The 24,918-nt window shown below is 67.9% G+C and carries 23 protein-coding genes and 1 pseudogene; 14 read left to right on the top strand and 10 right to left on the bottom strand.

What is annotated here, in order from left to right:
- The first annotated feature begins 6 nt into the window (after positions 1-6).
- The 4 genes and pseudogenes from FNV62_RS42620 to FNV62_RS42635 all read left to right on the top strand — a co-directional run.
- Positions 7-966 carry an ornithine carbamoyltransferase gene (locus tag FNV62_RS42620; protein WP_225900583.1) on the top strand — a complete coding sequence of 320 codons (960 nt, stop codon included), beginning with the start codon at positions 7-9 and terminating at the stop codon, positions 964-966.
- Between the two features lie 34 nt (positions 967-1,000).
- Entirely contained in the window at positions 1,001-1,441 is a 441-nt protein-coding gene (locus FNV62_RS42625; protein ID WP_143603623.1) for a hypothetical protein, read from the top strand.
- Positions 1,442-1,528: 87 nt separating this feature from the next.
- Positions 1,529-2,956, top strand: a complete 1,428-nt coding sequence (locus FNV62_RS42630; protein WP_205523053.1) for an alpha/beta fold hydrolase — start codon at positions 1,529-1,531, stop codon at positions 2,954-2,956.
- 211 nt (positions 2,957-3,167) lie between these two features.
- Positions 3,168-3,271: pseudogene (locus tag FNV62_RS42635) on the top strand (IS5/IS1182 family transposase); the annotation flags it as partial.
- A 23-nt stretch (positions 3,272-3,294) separates the two neighbouring features.
- Here FNV62_RS42635 and FNV62_RS42640 read toward each other — a convergent pair.
- Entirely contained in the window at positions 3,295-3,696 is a 402-nt protein-coding gene (locus FNV62_RS42640) for a RidA family protein (protein WP_143603625.1), read from the bottom strand.
- A 192-nt stretch (positions 3,697-3,888) separates the two neighbouring features.
- A complete protein-coding gene (locus tag FNV62_RS58145) occupies positions 3,889-4,239 on the bottom strand; it encodes an SLOG family protein (protein WP_143603627.1) in 351 nt (116 codons plus the stop codon).
- Positions 4,240-4,640: 401 nt separating this feature from the next.
- Here FNV62_RS58145 and FNV62_RS42650 point away from each other — a divergent pair, with 401 nt between their 5' ends.
- Positions 4,641-5,024 carry a transposase gene (locus tag FNV62_RS42650; RefSeq protein WP_164404949.1) on the top strand — a complete coding sequence of 128 codons (384 nt, stop codon included), beginning with the start codon at positions 4,641-4,643 and terminating at the stop codon, positions 5,022-5,024.
- 161 nt (positions 5,025-5,185) lie between these two features.
- On the opposite strand, the gene FNV62_RS42655 is transcribed toward FNV62_RS42650, so the two are convergent.
- The 3 genes from FNV62_RS42655 to FNV62_RS42665 are packed head-to-tail and all read right to left on the bottom strand — an operon-like array spanning position 5,186 to position 8,837.
- Entirely contained in the window at positions 5,186-7,141 is a 1,956-nt protein-coding gene (locus FNV62_RS42655) for a DUF3732 domain-containing protein (RefSeq protein ID WP_143603631.1), read from the bottom strand.
- Positions 7,138-7,629: a three component ABC system middle component gene (locus FNV62_RS42660; RefSeq protein ID WP_143603633.1), complete on the bottom strand. Its 492-nt coding sequence runs from the start codon at positions 7,627-7,629 to the stop codon at positions 7,138-7,140. Before FNV62_RS42660 ends, FNV62_RS42655 begins: the two co-directional genes overlap by 4 nt.
- On the bottom strand, positions 7,626-8,837 hold the full coding sequence (locus tag FNV62_RS42665) for an ABC-three component system protein (RefSeq protein ID WP_143603634.1): 1,212 nt from the start codon (positions 8,835-8,837) through the stop codon (positions 7,626-7,628). The genes FNV62_RS42660 and FNV62_RS42665 overlap by 4 nt, the downstream gene beginning before the upstream one ends.
- A gap of 232 nt (positions 8,838-9,069) precedes the next feature.
- Here FNV62_RS42665 and FNV62_RS42670 point away from each other — a divergent pair, with 232 nt between their 5' ends.
- Both FNV62_RS42670 and FNV62_RS42675 read left to right on the top strand, forming a co-directional pair.
- On the top strand, positions 9,070-10,554 hold the full coding sequence (locus FNV62_RS42670) for a DUF6221 family protein (protein ID WP_164657664.1): 1,485 nt from the start codon (positions 9,070-9,072) through the stop codon (positions 10,552-10,554).
- Positions 10,547-11,500 (top strand): TniQ family protein, encoded by a 954-nt coding sequence (locus FNV62_RS42675; protein WP_143603638.1) that lies wholly within the window; start codon positions 10,547-10,549, stop codon positions 11,498-11,500. The genes FNV62_RS42670 and FNV62_RS42675 overlap by 8 nt, the downstream gene beginning before the upstream one ends.
- Positions 11,501-11,526: 26 nt before the next feature.
- Here the strand turns inward: FNV62_RS42675 and FNV62_RS58150 are convergent, their stop codons facing one another.
- Genes FNV62_RS58150 through FNV62_RS58155 form a run of 5 tightly spaced genes read right to left on the bottom strand, consistent with a single transcriptional unit; the run spans position 11,527 to position 17,927 of the window.
- A complete protein-coding gene (locus FNV62_RS58150; protein WP_164404951.1) occupies positions 11,527-12,669 on the bottom strand; it encodes a TniQ family protein in 1,143 nt (380 codons plus the stop codon).
- Positions 12,670-12,723: 54 nt separating this feature from the next.
- Positions 12,724-13,914, bottom strand: coding sequence for a TniB family NTP-binding protein (locus FNV62_RS42685; protein ID WP_143603641.1), 1,191 nt, complete (start codon positions 13,912-13,914; stop codon positions 12,724-12,726).
- The gene (locus FNV62_RS42690; RefSeq protein ID WP_143603643.1) at positions 13,914-16,067 is read right to left on the bottom strand and encodes a DDE-type integrase/transposase/recombinase; all 2,154 of its coding nucleotides are present in this window, start codon (positions 16,065-16,067) and stop codon (positions 13,914-13,916) included. Before FNV62_RS42690 ends, FNV62_RS42685 begins: the two co-directional genes overlap by 1 nt.
- Entirely contained in the window at positions 16,064-16,834 is a 771-nt protein-coding gene (locus FNV62_RS42695) for a TnsA-like heteromeric transposase endonuclease subunit (protein WP_225900584.1), read from the bottom strand. The genes FNV62_RS42690 and FNV62_RS42695 overlap by 4 nt, the downstream gene beginning before the upstream one ends.
- Positions 16,815-17,927: a TniQ family protein gene (locus tag FNV62_RS58155; RefSeq protein ID WP_144316021.1), complete on the bottom strand. Its 1,113-nt coding sequence runs from the start codon at positions 17,925-17,927 to the stop codon at positions 16,815-16,817. The genes FNV62_RS42695 and FNV62_RS58155 overlap by 20 nt, the downstream gene beginning before the upstream one ends.
- Positions 17,928-18,092: 165 nt before the next feature.
- Between FNV62_RS58155 and FNV62_RS42705 the strand changes: the two genes are divergently transcribed.
- From FNV62_RS42705 to FNV62_RS42735, 7 genes are all read left to right on the top strand, one after another.
- Complete coding sequence (locus FNV62_RS42705; protein ID WP_143603647.1) at positions 18,093-19,244, top strand: NAD(P)/FAD-dependent oxidoreductase; 1,152 nt, start codon at positions 18,093-18,095, stop codon at positions 19,242-19,244.
- Positions 19,241-19,540 carry a (2Fe-2S)-binding protein gene (locus FNV62_RS42710; RefSeq protein ID WP_060898511.1) on the top strand — a complete coding sequence of 100 codons (300 nt, stop codon included), beginning with the start codon at positions 19,241-19,243 and terminating at the stop codon, positions 19,538-19,540. Before FNV62_RS42705 ends, FNV62_RS42710 begins: the two co-directional genes overlap by 4 nt.
- Positions 19,530-21,005, top strand: a complete 1,476-nt coding sequence (locus FNV62_RS42715; RefSeq protein WP_144316022.1) for an NAD(P)/FAD-dependent oxidoreductase — start codon at positions 19,530-19,532, stop codon at positions 21,003-21,005. The genes FNV62_RS42710 and FNV62_RS42715 overlap by 11 nt, the downstream gene beginning before the upstream one ends.
- A gap of 73 nt (positions 21,006-21,078) precedes the next feature.
- A complete protein-coding gene (locus FNV62_RS42720; RefSeq protein ID WP_144316024.1) occupies positions 21,079-21,975 on the top strand; it encodes a dihydrodipicolinate synthase family protein in 897 nt (298 codons plus the stop codon).
- A gap of 57 nt (positions 21,976-22,032) precedes the next feature.
- A complete protein-coding gene (locus FNV62_RS42725; RefSeq protein WP_060897444.1) occupies positions 22,033-23,034 on the top strand; it encodes a proline racemase family protein in 1,002 nt (333 codons plus the stop codon).
- Positions 23,035-23,092: 58 nt separating this feature from the next.
- Positions 23,093-23,785 carry a GntR family transcriptional regulator gene (locus tag FNV62_RS42730; RefSeq protein ID WP_097287220.1) on the top strand — a complete coding sequence of 231 codons (693 nt, stop codon included), beginning with the start codon at positions 23,093-23,095 and terminating at the stop codon, positions 23,783-23,785.
- A 63-nt stretch (positions 23,786-23,848) separates the two neighbouring features.
- Positions 23,849-24,847: a LacI family DNA-binding transcriptional regulator gene (locus FNV62_RS42735; RefSeq protein WP_179858356.1), complete on the top strand. Its 999-nt coding sequence runs from the start codon at positions 23,849-23,851 to the stop codon at positions 24,845-24,847.
- Positions 24,848-24,918: the final 71 nt, after the last annotated feature.

Below are 24,918 nucleotides of genomic sequence, written 5' to 3' on the forward strand. Positions count from 1 at the left end.
GGAACCATGACAGAACCGATGCCGGTGTGGCCGGACCGCAGAACGCGTTCTCCGCGCAGCCTCATCTCCCTGTACGACTTGAGCACGGACGAACTGCTCGGCCTGGTCCGCCGTTCGTGCGCCTGGTACGAGGACCGGTGGCCCCAGGAGCGGCCCTTGCGTGACCGCGTGGTGGGCACGCTGTTCACCCACACTTCGACCCGCACCCGCACCGCGTTCACAAGTGGCGCCGCACGTCTCGGCGCGACGGTTATCGCCTTCGGCCCGAACGACCTCCAATTGGCCACGGGCGAGCTCCTGTCGGACACCGGCCGCATTCTGGGCGGCATGCTGGACGCCCTCGTGGTGCGGAGTGCTGTAGGCGAGGACGACCTGAGAGAGTTCGCCCGGTCGGCGTCCATCCCGGTCGTCAACGCGATGGCACGCGAGGAACACCCCACCCAGGGCATCAGCGACATCTCCATGCTCGCCCGCCACTTCGGATCGCTGCAGGGACTCCATCTCGCCTACGTAGGGGAGGGCAACAACACGGCTGCGGCCCTGGCGTACGGCCTGGCGCTGGTACCCGGAGCCTCCATGACCCTGGCCACGCCCACCGGCTACGGGCTGGATCCCACGGTCCTCGCGCGTGCCCAGAAGACGGCGGAGCAGGCGGGCGGGAACGTCGTCGAGGTGCACGACGTCGATGACATCCGCGACGGCGTGGACGTCGTCTACACCACCCAGTGGCAGACCACCGGCACCACCAAGAGCGATCCGGAATGGCGCACGGTCTTCCAGCCCTTCGCCGTCGACGAGCGCCTCATGGCCAGGTGGCCCGGGGCCGTGTTCATGCACGATCTGCCGGCCCGCAGAGGTGAAGAGGTCACTGGCGCCGTACTGGACGGGCCGCGGTCGATCGCGTGGTCGCAGGCGCAGATGAAGCTGGCGAGCGCGATGGCCGTACTGGACTGGTGCCTGGCCTGATGCGGTTCCCTTTCGTCCCGGCCGAGGATGCCTCATGACTTTGTCCACCAACGGTGTGCTCGAGAACGTCGAGATCCTGGCGCACCGCCTGGCTTCGGATCCCCGTTCCGGAGCCAGGGAACTGTCGGCAGACGACTTCGCCGCGGTGGCGGCGACCGGCTTCCACCAGCTGCTGGTTCCGGAGGCGATGGGCGGACTGTGGGCATCCACCGCACGGTCCACCCGGGCGGTCGCGCATGCCATCAGCCTGATCGCCGCTGGTGACAGCTCGCTCGCGCTGATCCTTTCCATAGAGCCGGTCGCGATGTTCGTCACCGGCTGGCTCGCCGATTTCCACGTGGACGAAGCCGACCCGACGTGGTTGCAGGCTGTCGAGCACAATGCCGCGAAGCTGGCCGAGACCCGTGCGTCACTTCCCGCCAGGGCCCGCTACCAGGCCCGTGTCGCCTCCGGCCTCTGGCAAACCCTCGCGTGACCGGTGCGGTGCGCGCGAACGCCTCTACATTCCAACGTGAACTCGCTGGGCCGACGCCTGCCCTCACCGTCCCGTGAGGGCCCGGATGTGATCGCAAGAGACGAAGGAGGAAACATGGCGAATACACACAGCCGCTTCGGCGCCCTGCTTGCTGCCCTGGCGATGTTCGCGGGCGCCGCGGCTGCCGGGCCGGCCCATGCGGCTTCGGCCGCATGGGCCGGCCCGGACACGCTCGGGGCGTTGAACGGGCAGGCATCCTGCCCTGGCCTGGACGGGTTCACCTGCGCCACCCTCGCCGTACCGCTCGACCACAGTGGGGGTACCGCGGGCAGCCTGAACCTGAAGGTCGCGGTGTCGGACAACGCCGACGCGCCTAAGGGCGATCTGGTCTTCCTCACCGGCGGGCCGGGGCAGCCGGGCGTAGCACTGGTGAACCACGTCGTGACCAAGCTCGCACCGCTCTTCAAGCAGTACCGGCTGGTGATGTTCGACCAGCGGGGCACCGGTGAAGGTGCGCTCCAGTGCCCAGAACTGCAGGAGCAGATGGGCGCCTCGGACCTGGCGGCGCCCACTTCGCAGGCAGTCACCGATTGCGCGACGGCCCTCGGCCCGAACCGGCGCTTCTACAGCACGGCGGACACCGTGGCCGACCTCGATGTGCTGCGGCGTGCTCTGGGCGTGCATCGCCTCACCCTGGACGGCGTCTCCTATGGCACCTTCGTTGCCGAGCGGTACGCGCTCGCCCATCCGTCACATGTGGCCAGGCTGGTGCTGGACTCGGTGGTGCCACAGCAGGGTTACGACCCGCTCGACCTCGCTGCCCTGCCAGCCAGCGCCCGGGTGCTGACCGCGGGCTGCAAGGCCACAGGATGCACAACCGATCCGACTGCCGACCTGGCCGAGACAGTGCGCAGGTATCACAACGGCCCTGCCGTGCTGGACATGCTGACCACATATGAGTTTCTGGATCCCGACTACGGCGGGATCCCCGAGGCCCTGCACCAGGCCGCAGCCGGTGCTCCCGAACTGCTGCAGAGCTACATCGACAGGACCCGTCAGCTCGACGCGGTCCCTGCCGACCAGCTCAGCCAAGGGCTGCACGTCAGCACTCTGTGCGCCGATGGCCACTTTCCATGGGGCATCGCCGACACACCGGTCCAGGGCCGGACGGAGGCGCTGGAGCGCGCGCGTCAGCAGCTGACGGGCGATCAGACTTGGCCGTACGACCCGGCGACTGCCACCGAGCTGGGCAGCTTGCTCGCCTGCCTGTCCTGGCCTCAGGAAGAGGTTCCGCCCTCTCCACCGGAACACAGGAAACTTCCCCACGTGCCAGTCCTGTTGCTGGGCGGTGATCGAGACCTGTCCACACCAGTGGAGTGGCTCTACCAGGAGGCGGCCATGGCGCCCCTCGGCCGGGTCGTGGTCGTCCCAGGGGCGTCCCACTCGGTGCAGACCCACGCCACCAGCGATCTAGGCCGCCAGGCGGTGTACGACTTCCTGCTGCACGAAATGTGAGTCCCGCTGTCCCGACGCCATGTGCATCGCATCGGCCCACCCTGTAAGGAAAACTCCCGCTGATGGGCATGGGAAGCGTACGCCGCCATCCGTCGCAACATTGACGAGCGACTTCCTCACCACCCTCACTGAGCCTCTTTCATCCTGTGCTGCCGGGGTGAAATGGGCTGGTCAGCGGGGCGGTGACATGGCGGAGCCCCTCGTCGTTGGTCTGGTGATCTCACTCATCACACCGGCGACCAAGGGGCTCCGTTGGTTCCGTATCCTTCCATGCTCGATGTCCCGCATGAGCTGGTCGAGTATGTCTCCTGGCTTACGCCTTGTGACGAGCCAGTGCCTTAAGTTGACTTGCTCACCACCGCGAACGCGTCGATCTCCATGAGGAACTCCGGCCCAGCCAGTGCGGCGACCTGGACCACCGTCGACGCCGGTCGCTGATCGGATATGAACTCGGAGCGGGCGGCGCGGATGGCCACCGTGTGGGCCATGTCTGTGACGAAATAGGTGAGTTTAACGACGTCGTCGAAGGTTGCCCCGGCGGCGGCTAGGCAGCGCCTCAGATTCTCGAACACCTGACGGGCCTGCGCCTCGGGGTCACCATCGCCGACTAGCTTCCCGGTATCGTCCAGGGCAAGCTGGCCAGCCACGGCTACGAAACGGCCGGTGGCCGCCACCACGTGGCTGAACTGCTTGGCGGGGACGACACCGTCAGGGGCGGAGATCCTGGTCAGCTCACTCATGCGGCCATGATAGGTCAGGGAACCGGTAACGCCTCGACGGACCTGATGAGTTGGCCAGCGTTAAGTCCAGCAGGCCCTGCGTGGGCGAGCTGCGGGGAAGCTCGTAGTGATGGTGCCACCAGCGATCACGTCCTTGACGGCCTCGGTGTCGCAGCAGCTGCAGCAGCATGGCGAACCGGGTCGTGTGCTCGGTCAGCGTGTCGATCGCGACCGGCTGGTGCCGAGAAAGGCGATGATCACCTGAGCGCGTTCCTGTAGCAGCATCCGAGTGTTCCGCTTGGGCCCCGCCAGCCGCCACGTCTTCGGCCTCGTACGCCGCGCGGTCTGCCAGTCCACCGGGTGGCAACGGTGACGGTCCGCACCGAGTCCGTTCCGTTCGCACCAGAGGTGCGCTGCGTGATCGGCACCGGACGCGGCACCCTCGATCACGACGAGCCGATCACCATGACGCGCCGAGAGCCGGTCCAACACCGCGGCGACCGTGGCGGGCCAGGCCCATTGCCGGTCGCCACACACCAGCACGCGGAGTTCAGCCAGGAGCATGCTGTTCCCCGTCTTCCCCGGTCCCGTCGTCGATCGGCCTCTCCTGGACCGCTTCGTCGTGCGGCATGAAGGATGAGGAGCCGGCCTTCCGCTGCTCGCTTTCCGCAATCGCGAACGTGTCTTCGAGTTCCCTCAGTTCTCGCTCGCTGATCAGCGAGGCGATGGGCCCGGTGATGTCGGTGAAGACGATACGTGTTCCGGAATTGGAGATACTTCGGACAAGGTCTCCGATTGATGCTGGCAGTCTTGAAACAGGGATGCCCTCCGTGACGCTCAGCGGTGAATCCAGCCAAGAGCAGGTATGAAGACCTCGTAACAGGATCTTGCCGAAGTGCCCTGGTCGGGCGTGACCGACGTAATGATCCGACCGTTTGTGGTGTGTGACGACTCGGCCGTGGATCGTGGATGACGACTTGTGGGCGCTGATCGAACCGTTGCTGCCGCCGTGGCCGGAAGGTTCACCGGGGCCGAGACCGGTGCCGGACCGGCTGTGTCTGCAGGGCATTCTCTACGTCCTGCACCAGGACGTCGCCTGGCAACTCCTGCCGTTGGAACTGGGGTTCGGCTCCGGGCAGACCTTCTGGCGGCGTCTGGACCGCTGGCAGAAGGCTGGAGTCTTTGAGCAGTTGCACCGGATCCTGCTCGCTGAGCTGCACGCGGCCGGCAAGCTCGACTGGACTCGCGCGTGCGTGGACGGGTCCCACGTCCGTGCGAAAAGGGGGGGAGCCTCAGTTGTGCCCCAAGAAGTACACGTGGGAAACATCTGCGGCCGTCCCCGCCCCTGACAACGTAGAACCTTCGTCCTGCCGTGGCGACACAGCTCTCGCCTCCATCTCCGAAGCCGCGGTGGCCAGGTCCGCGGTTGCTGCGACGATGGAGCGGGCCGCGACTGGACGCTCAACTCAATGGAGCAAGCGTGCATGTTGTTGCGGCGGGTGCCGATTAGTCAGTGGTCATCGATTTCTTCGGTGATCCAGTCCTGGGGTACGAGAGCCTGGTTGTTGCTGCGCCTCCAGCGGGCTTCCACGGAGCTGCGGAAGGGTTCGTCGTCCAGGTCCGCGTGCTCCATCACGATCACCTGGAAGTCGCCGTCGAGGGCTACGATCGTGTTCTGGATGGTCCTGTAGAGGTTGAGCAAGGCGGTTCTGTCGGGTCCCGCCAAGGCGGTGCCGTCCGGGGCATCTTCGGGAAAGTAGACCTGAGACGGCTGGTCGAGGATGAGGAAGCGCGGCACGGGATTGCGCTGTTCGGAGAACCACTCGTGCATGCTGAGCAAGGTGGCGACGTGGTAGCCGAGCCAGTTCTCCCCGCCGCCCATGTCGGCCAGTCGGACCGGTCCGCGGGTGGTGTCCGCGACGACGGTCAGCCCCCGCGGGTCAAGGCGGATGGGCGATTCCTTGTGTTCGAGATCCAGGGCGACAGCCTGGTCCTTGATCTTCGTATTGATCCGGGAAACGAAGCTGTTGAGCCGGTCATCACGGGCTCCCGCGCCGATCGCCTCCTCCAACTCCGCGATTTTCACGCTGATTTCCTCGCGCCGGTCAACGACTCGAGGGGCTTGGACATGACGCCCGGCCGTCTCCAGGAAGAGACTGATGCGGCCTTGAACGAGCACGGCACGTCGCGAGGCGTCCGCCTGTCCTTGCGCCGCGCGCTGGCCAGCAGTCAGCGTATCGAGTTGGTCCTGGTTGCGGCCCAGGGCGCTACGGATCTCCTGAAGCGTGCCTTCTTCTGCTGCGATGAGGGCGTTGATTTCGGGGACGTCGCTGCCGATGACGGACATGTCGGCGTCGAGGCGGCCGAGGTCGCGGTTGATGACCTCTGCGATCTGGCTCAACTGCGGCTGCTGGCTGTCGCACACCGGGCAACGTGGTTCCTCGTCCGGCGTGTTGGCCGGTGTGAAGAGGTTGAGCGTGGACAGGCGGGCATGCTGCTCTGCTGCCTGGTCGAGAAATTCGTTGTTCTCCCGAGCGGCTCGCTTCAGGTTGGCGATGCGGGCGCGGGCCCGTCCGTGCCGCTCGCGCAGGTCTCGGCGCTGCTCTACGAGGGCGGCGACCGGATCGTCTCCGGCATCAGGCGTCTGCGTGGGGGCGGCCTCGGCGATGGCACGGGCCAGATGCTCCGATGCCCTCTCTGCCGTCATTTCCTCCCGAGGCAGCGGTTCCAGCAGGCCTGCCTCGACTGCTTCGGTCACCAGGCCCACTGCCTGCCCGGACGCCAGCGACAGGCTGCGGGCAGCGGCCACCGCCGCCTCCAGCTGCGCGAGTTCCTGACGCAGCAGACGCAGCCGGTTTTCCATCAGCGACTGCTCGGGATCGACAGCACCAAGGAAGTAGGGGATCATCGCCCGGATCGTCGCTGGCAGGAACTCCTCGCCCTGCGAGTGGAACAGCAGGTCAGGGTTGGCGACCTCGTTCTGCTTTTGCAAACAGAAGAAGAGCGCATGGCGCACCGACGGCGAGATGGGGGTAGTGCTGCGCACGGCAGGGATCCGCACAGTCCGGTCGATACCGGCGAACTCCGACAGGACATCCTTGGCGATGTCGAGCGGGGTGGAAAAGGTCAGCTCTGAGCGCTGCGGCGGCGGTGCGCCAAGGGCCTGGGAGACGACGCACATCGTGGTCGCGGTGGCAGCCTTGCCCGCCGGGACCGGCCGTGCGACGAAAAGCTGCTGCTGATCCTTGACCAAAGTGACGGCGAAGACCTGGACGAAGTTGCGCAGGGCCGCGCCCTTGATGACGTAGTCCTTGCTGGCCAGGCAGTAGTCAACGATGTTGAGCAGAGCGCTCTTCCCGCGCCGCGAGTCACCGGTGATGATGTTGAGCTTGCCGGTCTTGAACGGGACAGTGCGGATGCCGCCGTCTTCGTTGTAGATCGAGATGGCGCTGATCTGGAACGTCACGGCCGGACTCCTAGCAGTGTCATGACGGTGCTGAGGCTGCCCGTGCTGGGGAGCCAGCGCCCCAGCATGTGGGCCGCCTTCTGGATGGTCTGGACCTCGTCCGTGGCGCCGTTGATCGTTTTCGTGAGCCTTCCCGGCGCCACGGTGAGCTGCCCTTCCTCATCGACGTGCAGGGTGTCGCTCTGCAGGGCCAGGAGCAGTCCGGGGCGGACCACGGCGGCCAGGGCGGTAGCGTTCTGTGACATGGTCACTTTGACGCCCTTGTTCTCCTCCAGCCACCGAGTCAGCCCGCTGTTGAGAGTTTTCGGCAGCGTGCGGCGAACGGCTGGCTGCAGCGCCATCACGGCGGACAAGACGGCAACTGAGATCGGACATGGCCGGCTGTACTGGACTTCGTAGCCCTGCACGGCGCGGCAGGTGACAAGTGCGGTGAACGCCGGGTTGTACAGTGCGCGTTCTTCCCGGCTGAATTGAGTGAGCGTGTTCACGCCTGGGTTGCTCCCGCCGGCTCCAAGACGGCCATGAGCCGTGTCATGAAATCTATGTGCCAGCCCACCTGCAGATCGTTGGCGAGGATGTGAAAGGAGCCCTTGGAGACGAACGGCTCGTCGCATCCAATACGGATGCGCGGCCGTGCCTCACGCGTGGCCCACCGATAGATCTCCTTAGCGGCCGCCACCTTCTCCGCATCCGTCGCCGCGGCCCCCAGATCGTCTTCCATCTCCGCGAAGAGGTCCTGCCATTCCTCGATGAGCCTACGCTCGTACTTGCTGATCTCTCCGGGCAGCAACAGATTGTCGTCCGACCACCGGGAGCGTTGGGTGAAGGCGCGGATGTAATCGCGCACCGCGATGCCGACCCTGGTCTTGCCGATGTCGAGTAGATCCAGCTGGCGGACGAAAGTCATGTTCGCATAGTCCGACGGATCGGGTTCGAGGACGGCGATGTCCTCGTCGATGGGCAGGTTCTCCGGTCGGAACTGATTGCGTAGATCGGTGAAGACCTGGTCGAACTCGTCGCCCGTGATCGCATCCATCTCGTCCGTGCGCAGCTGCCGGATCGTGCGCTGGTAGAACCAGCCCTCCAGACGCTGCAGGAATGGCTTGGCGTACGCATGCCCCACAGCGGAGACCACTCGCTCCAACAGCAGGTGCTCCACCTCGTCGACATCGGGGGCGTTGCCGATGACCTGTATTCGGGCGAGCATGTCGCGTCGCTCGTCAGCTGAGAGCTTGTCGAAGGCTTCGTACGCCTTCTTGTTGTCCTTGCTGGTGGAAGCCTTCCGAGCAGCCTCCAGCGCCTTGAGCGCTCGGCTTTCGTCCCTGACACCGGAGGCGAGAGGCTGCAGGAGATAGCCGGCGGAATCGGCAGTCGGGTCGGCGGTGGTCAGGAGGAACAGGTCCGTCTCGTCCAGGTCCAGCTGCTTGTTGGTGATCCCATGCGCCCAAATCCGCAGTGTCTTCCACAGGTCCGTGCTGTAGTCCGACATGGTGACACCAGCGGCCCGGTGCTTGAGCTGGTACAGGACCCTGCCTCCTTTGACGACTTCCTCGACGTCGTCGCCGGCTTCGACGGCGATGCACCAGTCGAGCCCGCGGCCGTGCTGCTCGACGCAGGAATGAAGGGCTTTGCGGAGCTGGTACACGTAGCCAGCCGCGGACGCCGATGCCTCGAACGGAGCGGTCGTGTCCGCCATTTCTTCCCCCAGGTCTCACCAGACTCATGCACGTGACACTGATCTTTACATGGCGCACATATCGCCCGACACCCCTGTGTCGGGAGGCCGGTGGCCAATTGCGCATCACGCCGTCGATGAGTTGGCGGAACGTGCGCCGAAGATCAGTGCCATGGGCGACTCGCCTCAAACGGTTGGAGTCCCCGATTTCCGGGAGTGGCTGTGCAAGCTGGGGAAACAGGGAAAGGAGATCATGAACGTTCGAAGCCCCTTGCGCAGGCTTGCACTGGTGCCCGAGCCACATTCCGGTGAGTCGCTGCTGAGCTGGGTGGACGCGCTCGCGCGACTCAACCAGGTTTCCCGGCCCATGGCACTGTGGATGACGGGCATGATCAATGCCCCTTCGGCGTCGGACACTTTCGGCTACCACGTGAGCGACGCCGTTGTCCGATCGGTTCGGCTCACCACGGGGCTGACGCAGGAGCAGGTGCGGGGCATAACGCTTGCCCGCTACGCAGGAGGGGTACTGGATCCGCTGCCGCAACCTGACGCGGAAGGGCAGGACGCCCTGGCCGGTTGGAGATATTGGCAGCGGATGGTGTTGCGCCAGCGTTCCAACGCCTGTCCGGTATGTCTGAGGGAGAACGGCGCCCGATGGCTCCTGAAATGGCGGCTGGTTTGGTCCTTCGCATGCGTGGAGCATCGGCGTTACCTGATCTCGGAATGCCGGGGTTGTGACGCCGGACTCCATCCCCCGCAGCCCGGGACTCCGCAGTCCTGGATCTGTCCCGGCCCCGCTCCGGGCTGGGGACGTTACAAGCCGAGTAGGCCGTGCCGCCGTGACATCCGCCGAATGCCTGCCAAGCCGGTCCATGACCTCCGGCTTCTCGACTGCCAGCAGCGGATCGACCGCCTTCTGGAGGGTTCGGAAGACCTGACGCAGGCACAAGTTCACGAGCTTTTCGGAGTGTTGTACCGCTCGATGCAGGATGTGTGGGATGCAGAGCGGCCGGTGCGCCTTCCTCACACCGACAAGGTCGTCCACCAGGCATGGGACAGCGATCATGCACCCGACGGCTTCCGCTGGCAGCCTCCGCCATTGATCGTGGCCGCCGGCATGAAAATCGCAACCGAGGCCGGGCTCGGCTCGGCGGACAGCAGGGGAACCGGGGCAGCAGAGCAGGTGAAGGCACGGCCGAACTGGGGCCCTCCACGGCTGCGACGCCTGGTACCCCATGGCGAATTCCAACTGCCCGCGAACCGCTTCGGGGGGCACTGTCACCACGATGGCTGCGGGACCTGGGTTCCGGCAGGGCACGGTGCGAGGGTGAACGACGCATCCGGCGGAGGCACCCACTGTCCACACCATGCGGATCAGCTCACCGTCCGGGCGCGTCCTCGGGAACGCTCCGGGCCGATCACGAGCACCGACCCACGACTCCGATTCCTCGACGCCCGGCTCCGCGATGAAGAACAGCGCCTCCAAGAGGGAAACGACGAACTGCCAGGGCAGGGGATCGAGGCTCAGCGGCTGATCCTGGACGCCTGCGTGGACACCGATCCGCGAACCAGCGAGGGGAAAGCGCTGAGGTACGCCGTGCGGTGCCTGCTGCTGCCCTACGCCAGCCACCCAGACTTTCGACCAGCGTGGCTGCCACGACGGGGTGAGAACCCCGCGTACCCCATCGGGGAGAGCGTGGCCGGTAAGACGAGCGGAGACATGGTGGACCGTGATTGACCCGCAGCGAGTCCGGCGGCTCGGTGTCGTCCCCGCTCCCTTCGCCGGGGAGTCGTTCCTCAGCTGGGTCGATACGCTTGCGGTGACCTTGAGGCTGTCGCGTGCGGCGACTCTGCAGGAACTGGGATTGCCGGGTTCGCCGACATTCAGCACATCGCAAATTCATCTGAGTCCTGAAGAGCTGGGAGGAGTGTGCCGACGGACGGGGCTGCGTCCAGCGCAGGTAGAGCGGATACTGTTCGCTTTCTACGCCCCCACGGCACTACCCCAGTTCACCTCCGACATGGAGCGGAGATGGCACGTGCGTAACCCGTGGCTGCGGCGCGACCACTCGGCGGCATGTCCGTCGTGCCTCCAGGCATCGGGCGGCCGGTGGTTGCTCAGCTGGCGGTTGAAGTGGACCTTCCTGTGTGCGGATCACCTGGTGTACTTGGCGGACCGCTGCCCGCGCTGCCATCTGTGGCTCTACTGGCGTCATGAGGCGACCGGTCCCGGACAACGCGAGCACTGCACGCGGCCGTTGGGGCGCCACGGCCGCGGCAGGAGCCGCGTGGGGGCCAAAGTGTGCGGGTTCCGGGTGCCGGAGATCCCGGCAATCCCTGTAGAGGACGAGGAGGCTGTTCACGTCCAACGACGTGTCTCCGCACTACTCACACCCGCAGACGCCTCACACAATGACAAGTCGCGCGGCCTGCTGCGAGACATGTCTGGGATCGTTCAGGATGCTGCGAGACGGAAGACGATAGGCGGCATGCTCGACAGGATGGAGAACAACGTCGTGCGCGCTGTGTACGAGAGCCAAGGGCAGCCTTACCATCCACCGCTGGCGTGGACGCTGGAACGCGGGTCGCCTGCTGCGCTCTCCGCCCTCGTACGTATCGCCGCGCGCACCCTACTGTCGGACGACCCGACCTCCGTGCCCCTGGCCGGCGGAACAGCAATCTAGTTCGACCTGGATTGGACTTCAGCGAGTCACGGCATGCCGTGGGGAGAAGGTCTCGGCCACGGGAGGTGGCACGGATCTGTAACTGGCCGACGTGGCCTGATCGACGTGCGTGGGGCACAGAACCAACGGTCCGTCCTCTGTATGGACCACGACGCCCTGTCCGGGTGGTACCCAGGCCAGACAGGCGATGGCACGGCACGTTCCACCGAATCGGTTGACCGGCGATACGTCGGTGGTCCGAGGGAAGCCGTCGGTCGACCACGAGGCCATGTCCACCTGCGCGCAGACCTCTTGAGAGGCGGCGAGACCGCCCACCGTTGCGATCTTGATGAGGGCCGCAGTGAGCAGGGGATCGTCCAGATACGACAACGCACCGCCGTGCCCGTGCCACCGGCGATAGAGCACGGCATCGGTGTCCGGCAGCGACGGGGCGAAGTCGTAACCGCCACTGATGTCCTCCAGCCCAGGTGCAGCGTCCGCAGGATGTCCTTACTGCCCGGACGGTGGGGATGATCGACGAGATCGTCGAGACGGCGCTGGCATTCAAGGAGGTGCGCGTCGGATAGCCAGGGAGGGCGCATGCGCCAGATGGAACGCTGGCAGACGTACCCCGGACGGTGCCAGTCGGTCTGGCCGCACACTACAGAGCTTCCTGGACCAGGAAGCACCTGGTGCAGACCCCCGCCGCAGCCGCGGCAGGCACTGAGCAGGTAAACGCGGTGGCGTACAAAGGCGACGGACCAGATCAGACGCCAACGCAGCAGCCAGCGACCGCCGTTCTCCCGCAGACAGGCCGGGCACGCGCGCGAACGGATGGGCTGCGCGAGCTGCAGGCGGTGCAGCCACATAGCGATGGTCCGTCGGTGCGTAGAAGAAGGCGCCGACGGCAGAACTCCATCGGCGTAATGCATGAGGGTTATCCGACGTAGCTGCCCGGCGGACAATCCGGTGGTGAACTCCACACGGGCCATCACCTCTGTCGGCAGATGGGCGACGAAGCGCACACTGGGCCGGTACACAGAGGAACCGGGACGGATGAAGGTCGCGTAACGCAGGGCTTGCAGACGGCTGATCCGGTTGAGCCTGGCGAGCGCGTCGACCCAGCTGAGCAGGGACTCACCGGGGTACGGCTCCGGCACCAGCGCGAGACGACGCAACGACGTGGGCACGAGCAGAGCATGCCAGTGCGCCTGTATCAGGCGCCACAAGGCGCTCTGGTCCTCTCAGGCACTGCCGTCTGCTGCCGACGACTTCTTGTTGGGCTTGCTCCCGCTCTTTGCCGACGGGCGTGACTGCAGTTCGACGACATTGGCGTAGGCGCGTTCGTGGGCGTACGACAGGACGATGGAGTCCATGATCTCGCGCGTGACGGCCTCTGTTCCCTGCGCGACGGCGCGTACGGCACTGCGGCGGAGGAGGGCGTGGAGACCGGCGATGCTGCCGTTGGTGCGATCGAAAAGATAGCGCCAGTGCCGACGGGTCAGGCTCTTCTTTTCGTGCCGGTACAAGCACAGCGCGTTCTCCAGGGAGTTGACGACGCCGACCCATTGCAGGATTTCGGTCTTGCTGTCCAGGGTGAAGGGCGCGACTTCCTGGCGGCTGAACCGGCCGGCTGTCTGGGTCCTGGGTCCGCTGCGCGGCGGAGACTTGACGCGGGTGTTCCGCTTGACGGGTCCGGTAGGACCTCCCTCGCTGAGCAGAGGGCTCTCCTCCAGGTCGACGCCGGTGCCGATGATCGTGCAGGGGGCGTGGTTGGCGAGGAACTTGATGTGGTCATTGGAGGCCCGCCCGTCCTTGTGGGAGCAGTCCAGGAAATGCAGGTCGTCGAAGATGAGCAATTGCGTACCGCACGCCGTGAGCGCGGTCAGGACACGATCGTCGACGGTGTCCTTGGTGCCGCTGGTCGGGACGCTCAGGTAGCGGGCGATCGCGAGGGAGATCTGCTTGGGGGTGACCTGGTCCGTGAGGGAGATGTAGACGACAGGGACGTAGACCCCCAGCCGCTCTGGGGCAAACCGTTCGGGGAAGTCCTTGCGAAGCCCCTGTTCGAACTTCCGGCCGATCATCTTGACCAGAGTGGACTTGCCGACCGTGGGCGGACCGTCGATGAGCAGTCCGAGCCGGGCGCCGGGCGGAGCCATTTCGTTGGCATCGAGTAGTTCCGTGATCTCCGATTCGAAGTGCTGAACGGCAGGGGTCCAGGCCAGGACCAAGGCGCTGTGATACCGGTTGCGGCTTCGGTCCAGACGACGCCGTTCAGGATCCTCTTTGTCCATCTCCACGTAGGTGTCGTACGGGGGGAGGTGGGGGCGGGGTGGCGGCTCATAGAAGACGTAGTCGAACCAGTCCTCATTGGTGCGCGGTTCAGCCAGGCCAGGGTGCAGGCTCTCGGACTCCTCCGGTCGCGGGGCCATCACGGTGCGTCGTCCTTCTCCGGACGACCGCCCCACACTTCGTACGACGGCAGGGCGTCGAAGTCGATCGTGACCTCTTCCTCGTCGTCCGCGGGCAGTGGCGGCACGGCCCGCAGGTGGGAATCCTTGACCGGGAAATCGGCGGCGGAATCGACCAGTTCGGTGCGAGCTTTGTCCCGCGCCGCCGCCCTGGCTCGCTCGGCGTCCCGGGCCCGGGCCCGGCGGGAGCGGGCGGTGGACGCCTCGGCGGCGTCCGTGCGGTTCTGCAGATCCAACAACGCGTCCAGGACGGCTTCCTGGTCCTGTGGGTCGCGGCCCCGTTCACGCAGTTCCTGCTTGACCTGGCGCAGGGTGATGTCCGTGAACGGCTCGAGCCCGGTCAACGCGTGGGTCCAGCGTAGCGTGTGCCAGTCTCCGGTGTAGGGGTCATGGAGGTAGACCTGTGTCATGTCTCGTGGGTCATATCGGACAGGCCAAGCGCCCCCGGCGTGCGCGTAGGGGGACTTGGACCCGTTGTAGGTGCCCGTGATGGGCGCGCTGTAGTGCAGGTAGTCCTTCTGGATACGGCGGTCGTGAATGCCGCACCAGTGGATCGGCAGCAGCTCCAGGAACAGGTTGGGATCGCGCGGGGCGGCGATGAAGCCGCAGCGGTGCACCGCCAGCCGGTAGGCGTCGTTCGGCGACAGGCTGATCTCCGGGAACCCTGGCAGCACCAGCCCTGTGTGCCGTCGGCGCTGATAGACCGCGACGACGTACTCCGCGAAGAACTCCTCCAGGTCTTCGATCGTCCACCGGGCGGTCGCGTCGACATCCCGGCCGCGGTGCACCACGTGGTTGCCCTTGTAACCGGCGATGTGCTCGGAGAACTGGCTTCTGATCGTCTTGAAAGCGGACTCGACCTGAGGCTTGTCGGTGGGCCGGTACTTACGGGTGTCCTGGATGGTGATCCCGTAGCGGCGGCACACGTTCTTCACCGCCTGAGAGGCGAACGCCTTGCCGTGGTCGATCACGATCCTCTCGGGAAACACCACCGGGCGGGCCGCGGCGGCAGCGAACCGCTCGTCCTGCGCGAGCAACGGCTCGCACGGCAGACGCAGTATCCGGTGCCGCAGGCACTCGGGCCAGCCCGGACGCATCGGCTCCGGCATCATCGCATCCGCGATCACTAGCCCCGCATCCACGCCCTTCGTCCCCTTGGGCACCAGACGCCATCCCAGCAGACTGCGGGTACACACATCGATCGCGATGGTCAGATCCACCGAAAAGACGACGTCTTCGACCGGATCGTAGGCACGTACGTCCAGCCAGCTGGTGTCGATCATCACCAGCTCGCCGGGACGGCCGGCGGTGATTGGACGGTAGTGGCCGCCCGGCCGGTTCGCCACCGACTGCCGTGTCGTGGCCGGTCCAGTGGTGTAGCGGCCGGGCAGGAGCGCGGCGACGTACCGGTTGAACGTCTTGAGCACCGGCATCTTCACCGTGCCCGGCCCGTGGGCGTCAACCAGGCGGCGCTCCACTCGCCGGCGCAGCCGGTTCAGACTGCCGGTCGAGTCGTCCGCCTCGGTCACCTGGTACTGGGTGACGATCGCATCGATCAACCGTGGATCCGCCCCAGCCAGGGGATCCGACGGCCGATGGCTGCGCCGGTCCACCAGGCCCCATGGACCTTCGTCCCGCCATTTCCGCAGACGCCGCCAAACCTGCTGCTCGCTGTAGCCCAGCTCCCGCGCCTTGCTCTGCACCCGCTGGGCCAGCGACACGTCAGGGGCATACTCCGGCCTGGGTTCTCCGGGCGACGCGTCCTGCGGATCTCCACTGCGAAAACCGGTCGTCATTTCCAGGAGGTGCTCCTGGGCGCGCTGCAGTTCCCCCAACTGCTTGTCACTCAGCTTGTCGAACAGGGCGGCGGCGTCCAGCCACAGCTTCGTTGTCGAGGCGTCGTGCTCAGCGTCCTCGCCTGCCGGGTTCGCGTCGCCCTCGTAGGGACGGAAGGTCGGATCTGCGAGAAGGTGCCCCACGCCGATCACGGTCCAAGAACCGCTCTCCGAACGCAGTCGCACACCGTCATCGGTCACCCCGGTCACCGTGTGCACCTCGTCGTCCAGCCACAATCTGGATCCACGCTGCAGCCGCACCGCGCCGTCAGACGTCATGCCTGTGCCTCCGCTGCAGTCTTCACCAGCGTTGTCTCCCGCAACGGGCGGTCCAGATCGGTGACGATCCGCTGATGCCACATCAGGTGATACAGCACCCCGCGTGCCAGATCCGGGTATTCCATGAACCGCATGAGCTCCCCGATCTCCACTGGGTCACGGGCCAGTTCGAGCAGGCGTGGCACCAGATCCGCACCGAGATGCAGCGGGCGCCGAGCACTGGACAGCAGATCGACGTTCACCCAGCGCTGCCCGCTCGGCTCCGAAACCATCGCGTAGTCCCAGCCCAGCCGCTCGCACGTACGTTGGGTGCGCTCCTCCTGCAGCAGCACCTTCGGATCGTCACGCATCTCGGGGTTCTTGACGTCCAACAGCAGCACGCTGCCGTCACGGCGGCGTACGAAGACGTCCGGCGTGTGCTGCCAGGCCCCGCGGGCATCGATCGCTTCGAACTCCAAGGGCTGTGTGACGAATACGGTCACTTGCGGGTCGAAGTCCAGCAGCGTCAGCCACTTCGACTCCAGCACGCTCTCGTAGTCGACGAAGTCACCCCACTTCGCCACCCAGTACTGGCCCGGCATGTGCCCTTGGTCCCTCTGGCTGGGGATGGCCCGCGCCATCCTGCCGTTCTCGAACGGCACGTCAGCGGCTTCCTCCAGCCGCACCAGATACTCGTCCCCCTCAGAATCGACGTACCGTACCCGCACTAGGTCGATGTCTCGAACGGATGGCTCCGGTGCTCCCGCATCACTGCTCACCGCGAACACTTCCTCCCCACGGACTCCTTGCCGAACGTCCCACCGGCACCTGCGCCGCCACTGCCTCCGCGAAAACCTCCGGCACCGAGAGCCGTGCCAACGGCCGGGCCGTCAAGCAGCCTTCTTCAACCGCCGTCCGCACCAACGGCGCCAACCGCCGAGTCAACTTCCGCGTGTCAGCCGCAGCCAGAAGAGGGGTCACCACCGTGAGAAACGCTGCCGCGGCTCCGGCCGAAGCGGGACCCCAACCAAACTGGTTCCGGTACACATCGCGCTCGATGCGTTCATCCAGAAGGGCGCGACCGCACCAGTCAGGCACGTTCGGTAGACGTTTTAGGATCTGGGGCAGCCCGAGCCGCAACAAGATCACACATGCTCGGAACGCCGCGAACCACTCTCCTGCCGACACGTTCACGCCTCCCAGCGAGGGGCAAGCCCGGTTGTACGCGGTGTCCAGCCATCGCCGCTGCGCGGCGACCGTCCGCTTGTCTGCCTGGCCCACGCGAATCGCGGGCAGCCACTGCGAGCACGGTTTCCCGCGAACAGAATTCGCGCAGCACGTCGGCGACCTGACCCACTGTGCCGGCATGACCCGAGGCCGGTCCCCACCCCATCTCAGTACCCAACCGCACGCTGGACACCGATCCAGCAGCGTCACCCGATGCTTGGGGCACACCGCCGCACACGACAGCTTCCACCACAGCTGCCACACCCCACCCGATGCCAGCAGACAGCACGGACAGGCCCGGCTGCCGTACACCTCCACCCACTCCCGGGTTGCCGACGGCCAGTGTGCCTTGTCCGCGGAGAGCACCGCCGCCACGCTCAGCGGCCCACCCTCGAAAACCGACAGGTCCATCCTGTCCACCGTGCCGCCAGGGACACCCGTCGCTGCGTACACGGTTTGCCGGACCGCCTCATCACATTGCACTCCGAACACAGGGGGCCGGGCCTTCGCATACACCCCCCGAAGGCGCAGCCCCATCAGGTCGGCGACCTCAGCCGACGGACATCGGTTCGCGCGAGCCATCCGATCCACCCACGACGCGAACGCCTCATCCGCCCGCGGAGCTGTGACCAGCGCTAATCGCCGTGGCAGCATGTGCCCACCTCCTGAGAGTGACCTGCGTCACTAACATTTTGAGGTATTCACTCTCATTTGCACTCTCATGTTGAGGTATTCACTCTCATTTTGAGGTGCCGCGCTCAGCCGTGGACTGTTCCGGCAGTGCTTCCCGACCAGAGAAGCATGTGACATAGTACTGGCGTGAGCGAGCGGCTGACCTGTGATGTCGTGGTCGTCGGAGCCGGAATGGTCGGCGCGGCCTGCGCGCTGTACACGGCCCGGGCGGGCCTCGACGTCGCTCTCGTGGACCGCGGCCCGGTGGCCGGCGGGACCACTGGCGCCGGTGAGGGCAATCTGCTCGTCTCCGACAAGGAACCCGGGCCCGAACTCGACCTCGCCCTGCTGTCGGGGCGTCTGTGGGCCGACCTCGCGGAGGAGCTGGGCGAGGCCTTCGAGTACGAGGCCAAAGGGGGCGTCGTCGTGGCCGCCACGCCCGAGGGGCTCACCGCGCTGGAGACGTTCGCGGCGGGACAACGAGCCGCCGGGGTCGAGGCGGTGCCGGTCGCCGCCGACCAACTGCACGCCCTGGAACCCCACTTGGCACCCGGCCTCACGGGCGCCGTGCACTACCCCCAGGACACCCAGGTGATGCCGGCACTCGCCGCGGCGCATCTCCTACGGGCCTCGGGGGCACGGCTGCTGACGGGGCGGACCGTGACCGAGGTGCTGCGCACGGCGCACGGGGCGGTACGCGGCGTGCGGACCGACCGTGGTGACCTCCACGCCCCGGTGGTCGTCAACGCGGCCGGCACCTGGGGTGCCGAAGTGGCCGCGCTCGCGGGGGTCTTCCTGCCCGTTCTGCCCCGACGCGGCTTCGTGCTGGTGACCGAACCACTGCCGCGCCGGGTGCGGCACAAGGTGTACGCCGCGGACTACGTCGCCGACGTGGCCAGCGACTCGGCCGCGCTGGGGACCTCACCCGTCGTGGAGGGCACCGCGGCCGGGCCGATCCTGATCGGCGCGAGTCGTGAACGGGTCGGCTTCGACCGGTCGTTCTCGCTGCCGGCCGTACGGGCGCTGGCGGCCGGGGCGACCAGGCTGTTCCCGTTCCTCGCCGACGTACGGGCCCTGCGGACGTACCTGGGTTTCCGGCCGTACATGCCCGACCACCTGCCCGCGATCGGCCCCGATCCACGGGTGCCGGGGCTCTTCCACGCCTGCGGGCACGAGGGCGCGGGAATCGGCCTCGCCACCGGCACCGGGCGGCTGATCGCGCAGGCCGTCGCGGGCGGGACGCCCGACCTGGACCTCAGGCCGTTCCGGCCCGACCGCTTCCCGAAGGAGGCCGGGTGAATCCCCTGGAGCTGGTCGGGGCCGAGCCGGGCCCCGCGTTCACCGTCACCCTGGACGGCCGCGAGATCACGGCCCTGCCCGGGCAGACCGTCGCCGCCGCGCTGTGGGCGGCGGGCGTCACCTCCTGGCGTGCCACCCGCGGCGCGGGACGCCCGCGCGGAGTCTTCTGCGGCATCGGCGTCTGCTTCGACTGCCTGGTGACCGTCAACGACCGCCCCAACCAGCGGGCCTGCCTGGTGCCGGTCCGAGCGGGCGACACGATCCGTACGCAGGAGGGGACGGGCCATGGCGACTGAGCGACCGCATCTCGCGGTGATCGGCGCGGGACCGGCCGGGCTGGCCGCGTCCCTGGCCGCCGTGGCGCGCGGTGTCCGGGTCACGCTGATCGACTCGGCGGCCGGAGCGGGCGGCCAGTTCTACCGCCGGCCCCCGGCGGGACTCGGGGCCCGGCGCCCGGAGGCGCTGCACCACCGGTGGCGGACCTGGCGGCGCCTCGGGGACGCGCTGGCCGCGCGGGTCGAGGCGGGCACGATCAGGCATCTGGCGGACCATCACGTGTGGTGCGTCGAAGCCGTGGAACCTGGGGAACTCTTCGAGCCCGCCGTCCCCGAAGCGCCGCCGGACACCGAGCCGCCCCCTGCCCGGCCCGGCTCGGCCGGCTTCGTCGTGCACGCGCTGCTCGGCCCCCTCCAGGAGGAGCCCGTCACCGTCCGCGCCGACGCCGTGCTTCTCGCCACCGGTGGCTACGAGAAGGTGCTGCCGTTCCCGGGCTGGACCCTCCCCGGGGTCGTCACCGCCGGTGGTGCGCAGGCCATGCTGAAGGGCGGGCTCGTCGTCCCCGGACAGCGGGCGGTCGTGGCGGGGACCGGGCCCCTGCTGCTGCCCGTGGCGACCGGGCTCGCCGCGGCGGGGGTCGAGGTCGCCGCCCTCGTCGAGTCCGCCGACCCGAGGGCGTTCCTGCGGCGGGCCGTGGCACTGGCCGCACAGCCCGGGAAGGTCGCCGAAGGAGTGCGGTACGGCGCCCAACTCCTGCGACACCACGTCAGGTTGCTCCCACGGCACACCGTCGTCGCGGCGCACGGCGAGCGGCGGCTCGACGCCGTGACCGTCGCCGCGCTCGACACCCACGGACGGATCGGGCCCGGCACCGAGCGGCGCATCGCGTGCGACACGCTCGCCGTCGGTCACGGCATGCTGGCGCACATCGACCTCGCCGAGTCGCTCGGCTGCCGCATCGACGGCCTGAACGTCGCCGTGGACGAGGAGCAGCGCACCGACGTGCCCGGCGTATGGGCCGCGGGCGAGACCACCGGCATCGGTGGCGCGGCACTGTCGCTCGCCGAGGGGCACATCGCCGGAGGCTCGGCCGCGGCCCGGCTGACGGGGACGCGGCCCGACCCGCGCACGTGGGCGCGCGCCGCCAGGTCCCGCAGGAGAGCGCGGGAGTTCTTCGCCGCGCTCGACACCGTCTACGCGCCGCCCGCGCACTGGACGGAGCAGGTCACCGACGACACCGTCGTGTGCCGCTGCGAGGAGGTCACCGCCGGTGCGGTCAGGAACGCCGTCGACGAGCTCGGCGCGGGCGACGTAAGGACCGTGAAGCTGCTCACCCGCGCGGGGATGGGCTGGTGCCAGGGCCGGATGTGCGAGCCCGCCGTCGCCGGACTCGCCGGATGCGAACAGACGCCCGCGCGGCGGTTGTTGGCACGCCCGGTGCCACTCGGGGTGCTGGCGAGGGCCGGGGATCCCGAGGACGACTGACCACCTTCGTACCGCCCCGCCCCACCGCGACCGATCGTCAGTGAAATGTCACACACCACGGAGGGAACCGTTCATGACCGCCACCGAGAACCGTCCCTGGCGCGGCGTCCTCGTCGCCACCGCGCTCCCGCTGAACGACGACCTCTCCGTCGACTACGACCGCTATGCGCGGCACTGCGCCTGGCTCGTCGAGAACGGCTGCGACGGGGTCGTGCCGAACGGCTCGCTCGGCGAGTACCAGGTGCTCACGCCCGAGGAGCGCGCGAAGGTCGTCGAGACGGCGGTGTCGGCGATCGGCGGGTCCCGCGTGATGCCCGGCGTCGCCGCCTACGGCTCCGCCGAGGCCCGCCGCTGGGCCGAGCAGGCCCGCGACGCCGGCTGCCGGTCCGTGATGCTGCTGCCGCCGAACGCCTACCGCGCCGACGAGCGTTCCGTCCTCGCCCACTACGAGGCGGTCGCCGAGGTGGGCGTCCCGGTCGTCGCGTACAACAACCCCATCGACACCAAGGTCGACCTGGTGCCCGAACTGCTCGCGAAGCTGCACGCGGAGGGGTACATCCACGGCGTCAAGGAGTTCTCCGGCGATGTCCGCCGCGCCTACCGGATCGCCGAACTCGCCCCCGAACTCGACCTGTTGATCGGTGCCGACGACGTCCTGCTGGAGCTGGCCGTCGCGGGCGCCAAGGGCTGGGTGGCCGGCTACCCGAACGCGCTGCCCGCCGCGAGCGTCGAGCTGTACCACGCGGCCGTCGAGGGCGATCTCGACACGGCACGGCTGCTCTACCGCCGGCTGCACCCGCTGCTGCGCTGGGACTCCCGGGTCGAGTTCGTCCAGGCCATCAAGCTGTCCATGGACATCGTGGGCCGACACGGCGGGCGGGTGCGTCCACCGCGCGTCCCGCTGCTGCCCGAGCAGGAAGCCACGGTCCGCGCCGCCACCGAGAAGGCCCTCGCCGCCGGTCTCGCCTGAGCGGCGCCTCTCGAGTGGGCCAAGTTCCCAGCGAACAGCAGGAGTTAGGGAGATCCCATGCGCAGCAAACTCGTCCTGCACGCCGTCGACTCGCACACCGAGGGCATGCCCACCCGGGTGATCACCGGCGGCATCGGGACCATCCCCGGCGCGACCATGAACGAGCGGCGGCTGTACTTCCGCGAGCACCGCGACGACATCAAGCGGCTGCTGATGAACGAGCCGCGCGGCCACTCCGCGATGAGCGGCGCCATCCTCCAGCCGCCCACCCGCCCGGACTGCGACTACGGCGTCCTCTACATCGAGGTGTCGGGCTACCTCCCGATGTGCGGGCACGGCACCATCGGCGTGGCGACCGTCCTGGTGGAGACGGGCATGGTCGAGGTCGTCGAGCCCGTCACCACGATCCGGCTCGACACCCCGGCCGGCCTCGTCGTCGCCGAGGTCGCGGTCGAGGACGGCGCCGCCCGCGCGGTCACGCTCAAGAACGTGCCGTCCTTCTCGGCGGGCCTCGACCGCAAGGCCACCCTGCCCGACGGCCGGACGGTGACGTACGACCTCGCGTACGGCGGCAACTTCTACGCCATTCTGCCGCTGGAGCGGTTCGGCCTGCCCTTCGACCGGTCGCGAAAGGAGGAGATCCTCGCCGCCGGACTGTCGCTGATGGCGGCCGTCAACGCCGAGGACGAGCCGGTCCACCCCGAGGACCCGTCCATCCGCGGCTGCCACCACGTCCACCTGTACGCGCCCGGCGCCACCGCCCGTCACTCGCGCCACGCCATGGCGATCCACCCCGGCTGGTTCGACCGCTCGCCCTGCGGTACGGGCACCAGCGCGCGCATGGCGCAACTGCACGCCCGCGGTGAACTCCCCCTGCACACGGAGTTCGTGAACGAGTCCTTCATCGGGACGCAGTTCACGGGACGACTGCTCGGTACGACCGAGGTCGCCGGAATCCCGGCGGTGCTGCCCAGTTTCACCGGCCGCGCCTGGATCACCGGCACTGCCCAGTACCTCCTGGACCCGACCGACCCCTTCCCGGCGGGCTTCGTGCTCTAGAGATACTGATGTCACGTGACATTGCACAAACCCGCCATGCCGTACGAGGAGTCGACCCATGCCCGCCACGCGCAGCAGCGCACCCTCCGCCGCTCCCACCGCCCTGCCCGTCCTCGGCGGCAAGAAGAGCAGCTACCGCGAGCGCGTCGCCGACGCCCTGCGGGCCGCGCTGATCGCGGGCGAACTGCGGGCCGGCGAGGTGTACTCCGCGCCGACGCTCGCCGCCCGCTTCGGCGTCTCGGCGACACCGGTGCGCGAGGCCATGCTCGACCTCGCCAAGGAGGGCCTGGTCGACACGGTGCCCAACAAGGGCTTCCGGGTCACCGCGGTCTCCGAGAAGCAGCTCGACGAGTACACCCACATCCGCTCGCTGATCGAGATCCCCACCACCGTGCAGCTGGCCACCACCGCGGATCCGGTCTCCCTGGAGGCGCTGCGCCCGGCCGCCCGGGAGATCGTGACCGCGGCGGCGGCCGGTGACCTCATCGCCTACGTCGAGGCGGACATCCGCTTCCACCTCGGTCTGCTCGCCCTCGCGGGCAACGCCCACCTGGTCGAGGTCGTCGGCGACCTGCGCAAGCGCTCGCGCCTGTACGGCCTCCACGCCCTGGTCGAGGCGGGCCGCCTCCAGGACTCCGCCGAGGAGCACCTCGAACTCCTCGACGCCCTTGTGGACCGCGACCCCGAGGCCGTACGGAGGGTCATGACCCGGCACCTGGGCCATGTCCGCGGCCTGTGGGCGGCCCACTAGGTTCGACTGGGCCAAGTGAGTGTTACGCAAGCAGTTTGCATTTCTTGCGCTATTCTTGCGCTCATGACGCGACGACTTGCTCAGGTGGCGAAGAAGGTCGGGGTCAGCGAGGCCACGGTCAGCCGGGTGCTCAACGGGAAGCCCGGTGTCTCCGACTCCACCCGGCAGGCGGTGCTCTCGGCGCTGGACGTGCTCGGCTACGAGCGGCCCACCCAGCTGCGCGGTGAGCGAGCGCGGCTCGTGGGGCTCGTCCTGCCCGAGCTGCAGAACCCGATCTTCCCGGCGTTCGCCGAAGTGATCGGCGGGGCGCTCGCCCAGCTCGGGCTGACGCCGGTGCTCTGCACCCAGACCAAGGGCGGCGTCTCCGAGGCGGACTATGTGGAGCTGCTGCTCCAACAGCAGGTCTCCGGAGTGGTGTTCGCGGGCGGACTGTACGCGCAGGCCGACGCCCCGCACGAGCACTACCGGCAGCTCGCGGACCGCAACATCCCGGTGGTGCTGGTCAACGCGGCCATCGAGCACCTCGGCTTCCCGTGCGTCTCCTGCGACGACGCCGTGGCGGTCGAACAGGCCTGGCGCCACCTCGTCTCGCTCGGCCACGAGCGCATCGGTCTGGTGCTCGGGCCCGCCGACCACATGCCCTCGGCGCGGAAGCTGGCGGCGGCCCGCGCGCTCGCGCCCGAGCTGCCCGACGCGCACATCGCGCGGGCCATGTTCTCGATCGAGGGCGGCCACGCGGCGGCCGCCCGGCTCATCGACCGCGGGGTCACCGGTTTCATCTGCGCCAGCGACCCGCTCGCCCTCGGTGTCGTGCGCGCCGCCCGTCGCAAGGGACTCGGCGTGCCCTCGCAGGTGTCCGTCGTCGGCTACGACGACTCCGCGCTGATGAACTGCACCGAGCCGCCCCTGACCACCGTCCGCCAGCCCATCGAGGCGATGGGCCGGGCGGCCGTCGAGCTGCTCAACGCGCAGATCGGCGGGAGCAGCGTGACCGCCGAAGAGCTCTTGTTCGAGCCGGAGTTGGTGGTCCGGGGGTCCACCGCGCAAGCGCCCCGCCTCTGAGATCCATTCTGCTGTCAAATAATTCCAGATTCTGCGCGACATCTTGCGGACCCTTGTCGGCGGTGCTTGAG

The organism is Streptomyces sp. RLB3-17 (genome assembly GCF_007113425.2).
Lineage (GTDB): Bacteria > Actinomycetota > Actinomycetes > Streptomycetales > Streptomycetaceae > Streptomyces > Streptomyces mirabilis_D.